The organism is Acinetobacter sp. CE-15 (assembly GCF_051059255.1).
GTDB classification, from domain to species: Bacteria; Pseudomonadota; Gammaproteobacteria; order Pseudomonadales; family Moraxellaceae; genus Acinetobacter; species Acinetobacter guillouiae.
Window position 1 is genome coordinate 791,789 of the sequence record NZ_CP192737.1, and the last position, 13,129, is coordinate 804,917.

At 38.8% G+C, this 13,129-nt stretch carries 15 protein-coding genes; 11 read left to right on the forward strand and 4 right to left on the reverse strand.

From position 1 onward, the window contains the following. Window positions 1–199 precede the first annotated feature (199 nt). The 4 genes from ACQ7EO_RS03790 (at window position 200) to ACQ7EO_RS03805 (ending at window position 2,688) form a co-directional block, all read left to right on the forward strand. The gene (locus ACQ7EO_RS03790) at window positions 200–823 is read left to right on the forward strand and encodes a LysE family translocator (RefSeq protein WP_419313772.1); all 624 of its coding nucleotides are present in this window, start codon (window positions 200–202) and stop codon (window positions 821–823) included. Between the two features lie 134 nt (window positions 824–957). Then, a complete protein-coding gene (locus ACQ7EO_RS03795; protein ID WP_034613806.1) occupies window positions 958–1,629 on the forward strand; it encodes a CsgG/HfaB family protein in 672 nt (223 codons plus the stop codon). A 10-nt stretch (window positions 1,630–1,639) separates the two neighbouring features. Continuing rightward, entirely contained in the window at window positions 1,640–2,017 is a 378-nt protein-coding gene (locus ACQ7EO_RS03800; protein WP_034613811.1) for a DUF4810 domain-containing protein, read from the forward strand. Further along, window positions 2,014–2,688, forward strand: a complete 675-nt coding sequence (locus ACQ7EO_RS03805) for a DUF799 domain-containing protein (RefSeq protein ID WP_434278904.1) — start codon at window positions 2,014–2,016, stop codon at window positions 2,686–2,688. Before ACQ7EO_RS03800 ends, ACQ7EO_RS03805 begins: the two co-directional genes overlap by 4 nt. Window positions 2,689–2,766: 78 nt before the next feature. Here ACQ7EO_RS03805 and ACQ7EO_RS03810 read toward each other — a convergent pair whose 3' ends face one another. From ACQ7EO_RS03810 to ACQ7EO_RS03825, 4 genes are all read right to left on the reverse strand, one after another. Then, entirely contained in the window at window positions 2,767–3,510 is a 744-nt protein-coding gene (locus ACQ7EO_RS03810; protein WP_004723740.1) for an amino acid ABC transporter ATP-binding protein, read from the reverse strand. A gap of 13 nt (window positions 3,511–3,523) precedes the next feature. Beyond that, window positions 3,524–4,201: an amino acid ABC transporter permease gene (locus ACQ7EO_RS03815; protein ID WP_004723739.1), complete on the reverse strand. Its 678-nt coding sequence runs from the start codon at window positions 4,199–4,201 to the stop codon at window positions 3,524–3,526. A gap of 2 nt (window positions 4,202–4,203) precedes the next feature. Beyond that, complete coding sequence (locus ACQ7EO_RS03820; protein ID WP_004723738.1) at window positions 4,204–5,046, reverse strand: amino acid ABC transporter permease; 843 nt, start codon at window positions 5,044–5,046, stop codon at window positions 4,204–4,206. A 91-nt stretch (window positions 5,047–5,137) separates the two neighbouring features. Beyond that, window positions 5,138–6,049 (reverse strand): amino acid ABC transporter substrate-binding protein, encoded by a 912-nt coding sequence (locus tag ACQ7EO_RS03825; protein ID WP_239044990.1) that lies wholly within the window; start codon window positions 6,047–6,049, stop codon window positions 5,138–5,140. Between the two features lie 522 nt (window positions 6,050–6,571). Between ACQ7EO_RS03825 and ACQ7EO_RS03830 the strand changes: the two genes are divergently transcribed. From ACQ7EO_RS03830 to hisD, 7 genes are all read left to right on the forward strand, one after another. Then, the gene (locus ACQ7EO_RS03830) at window positions 6,572–8,020 is read left to right on the forward strand and encodes an RNA polymerase factor sigma-54 (RefSeq protein ID WP_034613871.1); all 1,449 of its coding nucleotides are present in this window, start codon (window positions 6,572–6,574) and stop codon (window positions 8,018–8,020) included. 179 nt (window positions 8,021–8,199) lie between these two features. Next, window positions 8,200–8,541: a ribosome hibernation-promoting factor, HPF/YfiA family gene (gene hpf, locus ACQ7EO_RS03835; protein ID WP_034613825.1), complete on the forward strand. Its 342-nt coding sequence runs from the start codon at window positions 8,200–8,202 to the stop codon at window positions 8,539–8,541. 137 nt (window positions 8,542–8,678) lie between these two features. Beyond that, on the forward strand, window positions 8,679–8,930 hold the full coding sequence (gene ibaG, locus ACQ7EO_RS03840) for a BolA family iron metabolism protein IbaG (protein ID WP_004723729.1): 252 nt from the start codon (window positions 8,679–8,681) through the stop codon (window positions 8,928–8,930). A gap of 6 nt (window positions 8,931–8,936) precedes the next feature. Beyond that, on the forward strand, window positions 8,937–10,196 hold the full coding sequence (gene murA / locus ACQ7EO_RS03845; RefSeq protein WP_004817645.1) for a UDP-N-acetylglucosamine 1-carboxyvinyltransferase: 1,260 nt from the start codon (window positions 8,937–8,939) through the stop codon (window positions 10,194–10,196). 4 nt (window positions 10,197–10,200) lie between these two features. Beyond that, the gene (gene hisG / locus ACQ7EO_RS03850; RefSeq protein ID WP_004723724.1) at window positions 10,201–10,896 is read left to right on the forward strand and encodes an ATP phosphoribosyltransferase; all 696 of its coding nucleotides are present in this window, start codon (window positions 10,201–10,203) and stop codon (window positions 10,894–10,896) included. Between the two features lie 102 nt (window positions 10,897–10,998). After that, a complete protein-coding gene (locus tag ACQ7EO_RS03855) occupies window positions 10,999–11,661 on the forward strand; it encodes a DUF4272 domain-containing protein (protein ID WP_419313766.1) in 663 nt (220 codons plus the stop codon). 128 nt (window positions 11,662–11,789) lie between these two features. Further along, window positions 11,790–13,091: a histidinol dehydrogenase gene (gene hisD, locus ACQ7EO_RS03860; RefSeq protein ID WP_419313763.1), complete on the forward strand. Its 1,302-nt coding sequence runs from the start codon at window positions 11,790–11,792 to the stop codon at window positions 13,089–13,091. Window positions 13,092–13,129 lie beyond the last annotated feature (38 nt).

Sequence of the window (13,129 nt, forward strand, 5' to 3'; positions counted from 1 at the left end):
TGAGTTTTTACTCTAAAAATATTTCTTTGCTCTGTTTGTGGTGATAATACACAAGTGTACTTAAATTTATGATTGAAATTTTGATAAATTTGCATTGAATAAAAGTGTAATCGCGAAATAATAAAGATTTTTATATCTTCAAAAATCGGTTGTAGCGTAAAATATCTATTCTTAAAAATAGTCTAGGTCGGGGTGTCTCTTGGAATCATTATTGATTTTAGGTTCAATTGCATTGGCATTAATGCTAGGTGCAATTAGCCCTGGTCCTACATTTGTCTATGTGGCTAAAAATTCAATTGCGATTTCTCGTAAACATGGTTTGTTTACCGCTTTAGGGACAGGCACGGGCGCAGCTTTATTTGGTTTTTTAGCTGTAATGGGATTACAAGCAATCTTATTGGCTGTACCTTCTGCATATTTAGCTTTAAAAATTTGTGGTGGTCTGTATTTACTTTGGCTGGCTTATAAAATTATTAAGCATGCTAAAGATCCAATCGCGCAGGCATCTGACTCATCCACGGTGATGAGTTATCAACAAGCGTTTCGTTTAGGTTTAATTACCCAGTTAAGTAATCCTAAAATTGCGATTATTTTAGCCAGTATTTTTACTGCGCTTTTACCCAAAGACATTCCAACGTATTTTTATTTTGTTTTGCCTATCTTGTGCTTCTTTATCGATGCAGGCTGGTATTCACTGGTTGCTGTTGCGCTTTCAGCGGAAAAGCCGCGCCGTGTTTATTTGAAGTTTAAAAAAGTCTTCGATCGAGTCGCGGGCGGTGTCATGACATTACTTGGTTTAAAGCTAATTTTTGGTATGAAATGATTGTTTTTACGAGCAAAAATGGTCACGGATTTTATCAGTAGATCTTGTTTGTTAAAAACTAATTAACAGTATGTTTAGTTTGTGTTATATATTTATTCATTATAATGGTTTAGACCTTAGAGAGAGATGTAATTTTGAAAAAAATATTATTGATTGCTGCCTTAAATGGCTTGGTACTTACTGCTTGTTCTACCACTGAAAGCTCTAAAACCATCCAAGCACCTCAAGTGGCTGCTGTGACTTCAGCGGTAAAATATTCAGGTGCGAAAACAGCAGTTTCGATTGGTAAGTTTGATAACCGCTCAAGTTATATGCGCGGTATCTTCTCTGATAATGTCGATCGTTTAGGCGGTCAAGCAAAAACGATTTTAGAAACGCACTTGCAACAAACCGGATATTTTTCAGTCTTAAATCGAGACAATTTATCAGAGCTGCAACAAGAGGCTGGTTTTGGTAAAGCAGCTCAATCCATTAAGGGTGCACGTTATGTGCTCACTGGGGATGTATCTGAATTTGGCCGCAAAGAAGTGGGTGACCATCAATTGTTTGGGCTATTAGGGCGTGGTAAAACTCAAATTGCCTATGCAAAAGTCAATATTAATGTTGTTGATGTAAAAACAGCAGAAGTTGTCCATTCTGTGCAGGGTGCAGGTGAATACGCGCTCAGTGAACGCGAAATTTTAGGTTTTGGTTCTACAGCATCTTATGACTCAACCTTAAATGGAAAGGTTTTAGATCTGGCTGTACGCGAAGCGGTTAATCACCTTGTCACAGATATTCAAACAAACAAGTGGTCCGTACAATAGGTTTGAATAAATGAAACGGGTTTTATTATTTTTAAGCTTTTTTACAACGTTAACTTTGCTTGGGTGTGCATCTGGACCACAGTCTTTATATAGTTGGGGCGGATATCCACAACAAACCTATTTAATGCTGGCGGTTCCAGAAAAAACTTCGCCTCAGCAACAAATTTTAGCGCTTGAAAAAGATGTTGAGAAAGCAAAAGCAAAAAATGCCGCAGTGCCGCCAGGTTTATATGCGCATTTGGGCTTGTTAAATCTGAATATTCAAAATGGCCCACGTGCAATTGAATATTTTGAGTTAGAGCGCCAAATTTATCCTGAGTCAACCGTATTGATGGATCGTTTATTGAAGAAAATGACCATTCAATCGACTGAGGTAAATCCCAAATGAAAAATATGAAACAATTATTGGTACTTGGTTTACTGATGATGCTTTTCACTGGTTGTGCGGTATCACCTAAGCAGAATCGTGATTTAGCAGCATATCGTGAGCATATCCCTAAGTCGATTTTGGTACTTCCTCCAATCAATGAGTCTCCTGATACGCGTGCAACTTATGGGTATTGGTCAACAGTAACATTGCCTGTGGCTGAGGCAGGTTATTATGTATTTCCAATTTCTGTTGTTGACACCATGTTTAAAGAGAATGGGGTGACCAATGGATTTGATGCCCAAGCAATCCCACCGCAAAAGTTAAAAGAGATTTTCGGAGCGGACGCTGCGTTATATATTAAAGTTAAAGAGTATGGTTCTAAATATCAGGTGATTCAATCTGTAGCTGCAGTTTCAGTAGAAGCCAAACTTGTAGATTTACAAACTGGTACATTACTTTGGCAAGGTGAACAGCGACTTCAGCAAGCCAATGATAATAGCAATGCGGGTTTGATTGGCGCGCTGGTCGGTGCTTTAGTTGATCAAATATCCAATCATTTGTCAGACAAAGCCTATACTTTATCAAGTGCTGTAAGCTCGCAATTATATTCACCGAGTCTAAATCAGCAAAAAGGTCTGTTATATGGACCACGTTCGCCAAACTTCACCCAAAATGCGGTGAAACCTTAAGCACTGGTACTGTTTGTGAGTATTAAATAAAAACCCCAATTTAAAAATTGGGGTTTTATGTTTAACGCATATTGCTGATTAGTGCACCATAGAAATCTTGTCTAAGAAGAATTTGGTTCTTTCATGACGCTCATCAGGCTTATTAAAGAAGTCATCTGTTGCACAGTCTTCTAAAATCTTGCCTTGATCCATGAAAATAACTCGACTTGAGACTTTACGAGCAAAGCCCATCTCATGAGTTACACACATCATGGTCATGCCTTCTTTTGCCAATTGACTCATGACTTCAAGCACTTCACCCACCATTTCAGGGTCTAATGCCGAAGTAGGTTCATCAAATAACATGCACACTGGATCCATACATAGACCACGGGCAATCGCAACACGTTGTTGCTGACCACCAGACAGTTGCCCTGGAAACTTATTTTTGTGAGCTGCCAGACCGACACGATCTAAATATTGCAACGCTTTTTTCTCTGCCTCTGCTTTAGACCGATTTAAAACCTTAAGTTGCCCAATGGTTAAATTATCCAAAACAGTCATATGTGGGAACAATTCAAAGTGCTGGAATACCATTCCCACACGAGAACGGAATTTTGCCAGATCAGTTTTTGAATCTTTTAAGGCTGTTCCATCCACAACAATATTGCCTTCTTGGAATGGTTCTAATGCATTTACAGTTTTAATCAGTGTGGATTTACCAGAACCAGAAGGTCCACACACCACCACAACTTCACCTTTTTCAATTGAAGTGGTGCAATCTGTAAGAACTTGAAAATCTCCATACCATTTTGAGATATGTTGTATTTCTATCATTGGCATATTGATTCTCCAATTATCGAATTATTGCTATTTTTTGATGTAAACGCTTCACAAGTCGTGAAAGCGCAAAGGAGATACAGAAGTAAACAACTGCTACAATCAGGTAGAAAGTTGCTTTGGTTTCAGCACCGTAGGTATTTGCTAAGGTATTGGCATTGCCCAAGAAGTCTGGCGCACTAATCACATAAACTAATGATACATCTTGGAAAAGTACGATAGATTGAGTCAAAATGACAGGTAGCATGTTTCTAAAAGCTTGTGGCAACACCACATTGGACATAGTTTGTCCATAGGTGAAACCAAGTGCATAACCTGCATTGACCTGACCTTTAGAAACAGACTGAATCCCTGAACGGACAATTTCTGAAAAGAATGCAGCTTCAAAAATTGCAAAGGTCACCACACTTGAAAACAGTGGACCATAATAGGTATCTGACTGAAACTCAAAAATCTTTGGCAATAAGAAATAGAAAATGAAGATCACTTGAATCAGTGGTACACCACGGAAGAAATCGACATAAACTTTAGCAAAATTACTGGCAACTTTATTGTTGGATAAACGCATCATGGCCAAAGGTGTGCCAATCAGAATCCCGCCAATAATCGATAAAATCGTCACCGTAACGGTAAATTTAAACCCTGCGATCAGCGTTTGAATAACATCTTGATTTTGTAAAATACTAAAATCCATGACTATTTACCCCCCGAGCCTAGACCAGGAACAGCCATACGTTTTTCAATCCAAGCCATGATTAACTTAATGGTATAGGTAATGACTAAGTAAACTGGTGTCGAAAGAATAAGAATAACAATATCTTGCGATGTTTCTTCACGCATGGTTTTGGTATAAGCAAAGAAGTTCAAAACGCTCAGCGCATAAAGTACAGCAGAGTTTTTGAAAATATTCATTGCTTCAGAGGTAAGTGTTGGCCAGACAATACGATAAGCGACAGGGAGAATGACATAGCGATAGCTTTGGCTTTGATTTAAACCAATTGCAAAAGCCGCATTTTTTTGTCCATTTGAAACCGTATTAATGCCTGAGCGCACTTGTTCAGCAATACGTGCTGCGGTATATAGACCGAGTGCAAATACCCCAACCACTGCGGGATTATCATTGAGAATATTTTGCCACCAACCACCATGAACCATCTCTCCACTACCAGTACTTAAGCTGAGTGGTAATAATTGCGGGAATACGAATGCCCAGAAAAATAGTTGTACGATCAGCGGGATATTTCGGAAAAGTTCGACGTAACAAGTACCAATAAATGAAAGTGGTTTATTGGGTAATGTACGTAAAATCCCGATGAGAGATCCAAGAAGAAATGCAATGAAAAATGCAGCAATCGCGGTCCAGACCATGGTCCAAACACCTGAGCCTAGAAGTTGTAGCCAGGTTGGTGCATCTGCAACAGGGGAATAACTTTCACCACCAATCGCTTTACAGACAGATTCAGCCCATGCAGCTTTATCAAGACTATATTCATTCGAGGGGAGACAATATGCTGTCCAGTTAAGTGAGCCTACGGACATGTGTGCTCCTTGTATTTTTAATTTTATAAAAATTTATAGACCAGACTTTAAACCGAATCTGATCTATAAACCGTTGTTTTAAACTACGTTATTAGTTAATACCAGCATCCGTAGGATTAGCTTTAAGCTTTAAATATGATGAGCTCATTGGCATATTTAAATTGACATTTTTAGGTGCGATTGGTGATTGGAACCATTTTTTATATAGCGCCGCCATTTGACCATTTTTCCACATTGTTGTTACTGTTTTATCTGCGATTGCTTTATATGCTGCATCGCCTTTCGGTAACATAATGCCGTACGGCTCAGAAGAAAGTACTGGACCTACAATTTTAAAGTCTTTTGGATTTGATGATTTTGCAATTAACCCTGCAAGAATATTGTCATCCATCACAAATGCTGCAGCACGGCCAGAAGCGACCATGGCAAATGAGTCTGAGTGGTCTTTACCGTAAACGTTGTTTACGTTGACTTTTTCGCCTTTCTCACCCATTTTGATGTATTTGTCAGATGTAGTCCCTTGGGTGGTCACAACTGCTTTACCATTTAAATCGGCAATTGTTTTAATTGGCGCATTGGCTTTAACTGCCATGCGTACTTCTGTTGCATAATAGTTGGTTGAGAAGCTCACTTGTTGTTGGCGTTGAACAGAGTTTGTCGTTGTACCACACTCCATATCGATATTACCTGCCAACATTTCTGGAATACGCGTAGAAGAGGTAACCGCTTTATATTCAACTTTAAGATTTGGCATCTTAAGCGTTTTTTTCAGCTCATTGGCAAAGTTATTACAAATATCGACAGCATATCCCATTGGTTTACCACCAACCACATAGGAAATCGGATCAGATGACTCACGGTAACCAATGATCACTTTCCCTGATTGTTTGATCTTTGCTAATGTATCTGCTGCTTGAACCTGTGAAAAAGCACCGCCAGCCATAAGTACACCAAGCGCTGTGGTTAAAACTTTTTTTGATAGTGTTTTTGTAGATAGTGTCATTTGAGTTCTCCATTACATGATTTTTTTGGCAGTTTAAGCCGCTCGTTTCTAAAATTAAGCAGTTATCGTGCCAAACCTTTTCCTTGAAACTACGATTCATCATATTTCTTTATATCATTATTTTTATACTCACTATTCCAATAAGTAAAGGATAAAAATAATAAATTTCACAAAGTAGAAATGTGACTGGTCTCACAAAGTGGAACCTATTTTATTTAAATATTTTGAAATAAATAGCCCTAAAGCCATTTATTTTTGCTTATAGGTTTTAAATCTCTATTTATATAATTGATGACTATTTCAACAGATCTGGATCAGAGGTCTTTTTAGAAAATTGAATAAAAAAACGACATAATTAAAATTTATCTTTAATTGATAAATAACAAACATTTTTATCTAAGGTATTCATTTTTTTACTGGTCCTAATCCATTTCCTGTGATATAAAAAATCAGTAGGCATGAATTTTGCATTGCTTATTCACATAAGATGAAATGAAATAATACAGTGTGGGAATTATGGGTATGAAGTTATCGGTTGGATTAAAAGTTGCAAATTCGTTGTCGCTTACGCCACAACTGCAACAAGCCATTCGATTACTGCAATTATCGAGTTTGGAGCTTGAACAAGAAATTCAAATTCAACTTGATAGTAATCCTTTGCTTGAAAAAGTTGAAGAAGAGACACATGAAAGCCCTGAAAATGTAAAACAAGAACAACAAGAATATGAACTTTCCGATTCTTTAAATGCCAACCACTTACCTGATGAGCTGCCTGTAGATACGGATTGGGATGATGTCTATACCCATCAATCAACTGCAATGGAACGCCCTGAATTTGAAGATCGCGAAGACAATCGTCATTCAGAAGCATCATTAAAAGAACATATGTTGGGGCAAGTCAATTTATTGCATTTTTCTCCAGTGGATAAGTTAATTGCGTATTGCATTGTCGATGCTTTAGATGAAAAAGGATTTTTGGCTGCCGATATTGAAGAAATTGTCAGCTCAGTACAGCATCTACTACAACAAATGGATTATGACATTGAGGTTGAAGAGGATGAGGTTCTGGTTGTTTTAAAACATATCCAACGCTTAGAACCGATTGGTATTGGTGCTCGTAGTCTTGCAGAATGTCTTTTTGTGCAAATTGAGGCTTTAGCTACCACCACACTGTTTAGGAAAGAAGCGCTAATGTTGTTGAAACATTATGAGCTTTTGGTCAGTAATGACTTAAATAAACTGATTAAGCAAACGGGTTTAAATGCCGAGTTATTAAAGTCAGCAATTGATTTATTGAAAACCCTTAAACCTTATCCAGGTGCTGAATTTGAGCAAAAAGAATCAGATTATCAAATTCCAGATGTGGTGGTGTCCAAGAAAAATGACCATTGGTATGTTCAACTGAACCCAGATATTTTACCAAAACTTCGAATTAACTCATTTTATTCAGGCATGATTAAACGTGCTGATCAAAGTGATGATAACCAATATTTACGCAATCAAATGCTTGAAGCGAAAAACTTTATTAAAAGTGTCGATGAGCGTCATAAAACTTTATTAAAAGTCGCAAGTTGCATTGTGCAACATCAACGTGAGTTTTTAGAAATCGGTGCTGAAGGAATGAAACCTTTGGTTTTGCGAGATGTTGCAGAAGAAGTTGAATTACATGAGTCAACAGTTTCCCGTGTCACCACCAATAAGTTTTTACTGACACCTCGTGGTCTATTTGAGCTGAAATATTTCTTTTCGAGTCATGTGGGAACAACTTCTGGAGGAGAAGCATCGTCGACAGCCATTCGAGCAAAAATCAAAAAGCTTGTTGCAGATGAAAATCCACGTAAGCCGTTGTCAGACAATACAATTGCCAATTTATTAAAAGAAGAGGGGATTGATGTGGCACGACGGACAGTCGCAAAATATCGTGAATCGTTACATATTCCGTCTTCATCTGACCGAAAAGTGTTGATCTAAATTTTAAAGTGTGGCTATTCTAATTGTTCATTATGACGAAATAATGAATCGCTTTTTGTCTTTTGGAGTAACTTAAATGATTGCATGATATTGAGCACAGTTTTTTCCTTGGTGAATGCTGTCATGAGATCGTTTGGGTTATGACTTTCATATTCCTATATAAGGAGAGGGATAAAGCTATGCAAATTACAATCCGTGGACATCACTTAAGTATTACACCAGCAATAGAAGAAAATATTCGAGATCGATTTGCCCAGATGACCAAGCATATTGATCAGGTCAATAGTATGCAGGTCAAGCTGAGTAAAGATCATCAATTGGATAAAAGATCAAAAAAAGGCAGTGCAAATCATATTGCTGAGGCAATTGTTCGTTTGCCGGGGATAGAGCTTTTTGCCCAAGCGAGCGCTGATGATATGTATAATGCGATTACAAAATTGACAGATAAATTAAAAAGGCAATTAGATAAGCATCGGAAAATGCAGTTGGATTATCAACCAATGGAAGTTTTAGCGACATAAAATTGATATTTTTAAAAGAGGTTGAAAAGACCTCTTTTTTTTATCTATATTTTTTTGTACGAGTTAATGAATTATTTCGGTGAGTTATAGTAAAATATCCCGTTTTTACACTGTCAGTCCTATAAGAGGTCGATGCAATGAATAGTGAACAGCTCACTGAAATCTTAAAAGCAGCTTTTCCTGATGCTGAAGTTGCTGTCAGTGGACAAGCAGGTAAATTTGACCTTCGTATTGTCGACAATCAGTTTGAAGGGAAACGTCCTGTTCCTCGTCAACAAGCTGTTTACGCGCCACTTAATTCTTATATTGCCAGTGGTGAGGTACATGCGGTAACTATTCGTGCAATGACTAAAGAAGAATGGCGCAAAGCCAGTATGTTTGGAGCTTAAGCGTCAATGGATAAATTTGTCATTCAAGGTGGTGTAAAACTCGAAGGTGAAGTTCGTATTTCTGGTGCGAAAAATGCGGCTTTACCTTTATTGGCTGCAATGATTCTTGCAGATACACCGATTACATTAAAAAATGTTCCAGATCTAAAAGACGTTCGCACTTTAGTTAAGCTGATTGGTGGTTTAGGTATCACCATGAGTTATGAGGGCGAAACGGTTATCGCAGATACCTCTACACTGGATAATCAATTTGCGCCTTATGAACTGGTTAAAACCATGCGCGCATCTATTTTGGTGCTTGGGCCACTGTTGGCGCGCTATGGTAGTGCAAAAGTTTCACTTCCTGGTGGGTGTGCAATTGGTTCACGCCCTGTTGATCAGCATTTAAAAGCCTTAGAAGCTTTGGGTGCACAAATTGAGGTCGAAGCAGGTTATGTTCACGCTAAAGTGGATGGCCGTTTAAAAGGTGGTGAAGTCATCTTTGATATGGTGACTGTCGGTGGAACTGAAAATATTTTAACTGCTGCAGTATTGGCAGAGGGTGTAACGACAATCCGTAATGCTGCGCGCGAACCTGAAATTACAGACCTTGCACTAATGCTTATTAAAATGGGTGCAAAAATTGAAGGTTTAGATACAGATACCTTGGTGGTCACTGGTGTTGAAAGTCTACATGGCTGTGAATATTCAGTGGTTGCTGACCGTATTGAAACTGGTTCATATTTAGCAGCGGCGGCTATAACGGGCGGTAAGGTCAAAACCACACATACTGATCCAAATCTTCTTGAATCTGTTTTAGATAAATTTGAAGAAATGGGTGCAGAAGTCACACGCGGTGAAGACTGGATCGAATTGGACATGCTGGGGAAACGTCCGAAAGCTGTCAGCTTCCGTACCTTGCCACATCCAGAATTCCCAACAGATATGCAAGCACAGATCATGGCGGTAAATGCCATTGGGCGTGGTTTTGCAACAATTTCTGAAACGATTTTTGAAAATCGTTTTATGCATGTACCTGAATTAGCACGTATGGGCGCAAATATTCAGGTTGAAGGCAATGATGCTGTAGTTACAGGTGTGGAAAAATTATCTGCTGCACCTGTTATGGCAACTGACCTACGTGCTTCATTTTCTTTAGTTTTGGCTGCTTTAGCTGCTGAAGGGGAAACCATCATCGATCGTATTTATCATATTGATCGTGGTTATGAAGATATCGAAGCAAAGTTACAAGGTCTAGGTGCCCAAATTAAGCGAGTGAGCGAGTAAGTTAATGAGCGATATGAGAAACGATGATCCAAACTTTGACGTAATGGGCAATTTTGATCATGGTTTAACTTTGGCATTGAGTAAAGGACGTATTTTAAAAGAAACGTTGCCTTTACTTGAAACTGCTGGAATTAACTTATTGGAAGATCCTGATAAATCTCGTAAGTTAATTTTCCCAACCACACACAAATCCGTTCGTATTTTAATCTTACGTGCTTCTGATGTGCCAACCTATGTGGAAAATGGCGCAGCGGATATTGGTGTAGCGGGTAAAGATGTGTTGATGGAACATGGCGCTCAAAATGTCTATGAACCATTGGATTTAAAGATTGCCAACTGTAAATTAATGACAGCTGGTAAAGTCGGTATGGTTCGCCCTAAAGGACGTTTAAAAATTGCCACCAAGTATGTAAATTTAACCCGTCAATATTATGCGAGCTTAGGTGAGCAAGTTGATGTGATTAAGCTTTACGGCTCAATGGAATTAGCCCCATTGGTTGGTTTGGGTGATTATATTGTCGATGTGGTAGATACAGGGAATACTTTGCGTGCCAATGGTCTAGAGCCTTTGGAAGAAATCTGTAAAGTATCTTCACGTTTAATTGTCAATAAAGCCAGCTTTAAGCGTAAGCAAACATTATTAAATCCAATTCTTACTCAACTTGAAAAAGCAGTAGAAGAACGTCAAAAGAGCAATTAATTCATTCATGTTTGTTCGATAAAGATACCGTCTAATTTTAGGCGGTTTTTTTATGCAATTTATGTTAAAAAATAACCATCCATGATTTAAAAAAAAGAGTTTATGAAAACACCTCAACAGCGCAAAGAACAGTCGATTTTAAAACTTAAAAAGTATTCAATTCCTTATATTGATTGGTTACCTGTGATCGAAGCTGCTGAAGACGTGCAAGCGCGCAGTGCAGAACAGATTGCAAAACGCGCGATTGCTTGTTTGTGGGTGATTCAAGTCGCTTGTGATCTGAATAATGATCAATATGATGATGAAACACAGCTATTTGTATTTGATATTTTGAAGAAAATGCAGGTGCTAGATGCTTTAACCGATAAAGAACAGGCAATTTTAAAGCGTGAGGCTTCAGCACAAGATATCATCAATATGGTGTGGAAATATGAAGCCTATTGGGTATTGTTATGGGCTTTGGGGATTGTGGATGAGTTGAGTTATCCAGCAGATATCGTTGATTGTGATTTTGCCATTCAGGCTGTATCGTCGTGCGATAGCTTTGCAGAATTTATGGCTAAAGTCCAGTTGCGGGATAGCGAAGAAATTTTAGATCAGGCTGATTTAATTTATCGTTATGATTGGGCATGTGTAAATGCGCGTTTAAAGCAACAGGATGCACCTGAAAATTTAAATTCATCTATTGTTGTGGAACGGCATGGTGCATTGAACTGGCTGATTCAGGCAGATAGTGATTGGGATCACCCAGATGTGAGCACCTAAATAAAAGTTTGCTGTGTCAAAAGTGATTTGCAATCAAACTTTCCTATTAAAGTAAGTTGAAATGTTGCGGTGATGTTGCCCACAAGATACTCAAAACAAGGTAAACTAAATCTTTCCTAAACAACCTTGTGGGTAAATTGATGCGACGTTTATCGACTCAAGAGCAGAACTTTAAACAAGTCTTTGCTGACTTGTTAGCTTTTGAAACAGTGAGTGATCCTGAGCTTTTAAAAACAGTAGAGCAAATTATTGCAGATGTACGCCAACATGGCGATGCACATGTACTTAAACTCACTCAACAGTTCGATCGACATCCAGCGCATCAATTTTCAGATTTAGAACTGACACAAGAACAACTTAAAGTTGCATTTGAGGGGTTAACCGTAGAAGTACGTGAAGCTTTGGAATTGGCGGCCAATCGGGTTCGCTCATTCCATCAGGCGCAAAAACAAGACGGTTGGTCTTATGTGGACGAATTAGGAAATACTCTGGGTCAAAAAGTCACCCCTTTAGACCGTGTTGGTATTTACGTTCCAGGTGGTTTAGCTTCTTATCCGTCCTCTGTGCTGATGAATGCTTTACCTGCGCATGTGGCTGGGGTAGCAGAAATTATTATGGTGGTACCTGCGCCAAATGGTGATTTAAATCCTTTGGTATTGGCAGCTGCTTATTTAGCAGGTGTAAGTCGTGTGTTTACGATTGGCGGTGCGCAAGCAGTTGCCGCGCTGGCTTATGGAACAGAAACAATTCCAGCAGTGGATAAAATTACAGGGCCAGGTAACCGTTTCGTTGCTGCGGCAAAACGTGCTGTTTTTGGTCAAGTCGGTATTGACATGATTGCAGGGCCTTCAGAAATTTTGGTTTATGCAGAAGGTCATAATGACCCGAAATGGTTGGCGATGGATGTTTTGTCACAAGCTGAACATGATACGGTTGCGCAAGCGATTTTTATTACGCCTGATGAACAGCTGTTAAATGATGTCGAGCAAGCCATTGAGGAACATTTGGCTGCACTACCCAAAGCTGAAATTGCACGAACTTCGATTGCAAATCGTGGTGCTTTGGTCTTGGTTAAAGATCGCCAAGAAGCCATTGATTTGATTAATCAAGTTGCGCCTGAGCATTTGGAATTGTGCTTAGATGACGCTGAGCTGATGTCAGAAAGTATTCGGCATGCAGGTGCAATCTTTATGGGGCGCTATACACCAGAAGCGATTGGTGATTATTGTGCAGGACCTAATCATGTCTTACCTACTTCTGGTACAGCACGCTTTTCGTCACCTTTGGGTGTTTATGATTTTCAAAAACGTTCAAGTTTGATTATGTGTTCTGAGCAAGGGGTAAAATCGCTTGCCAAGGCCGCAGATATTCTTGCACAACAAGAAAATTTAGATGCGCATGCCCGATCAGCAAGATATCGTTATCAGTAATTCACCAATGGCCCAATATCCGTAAAAATCCTTCTCCC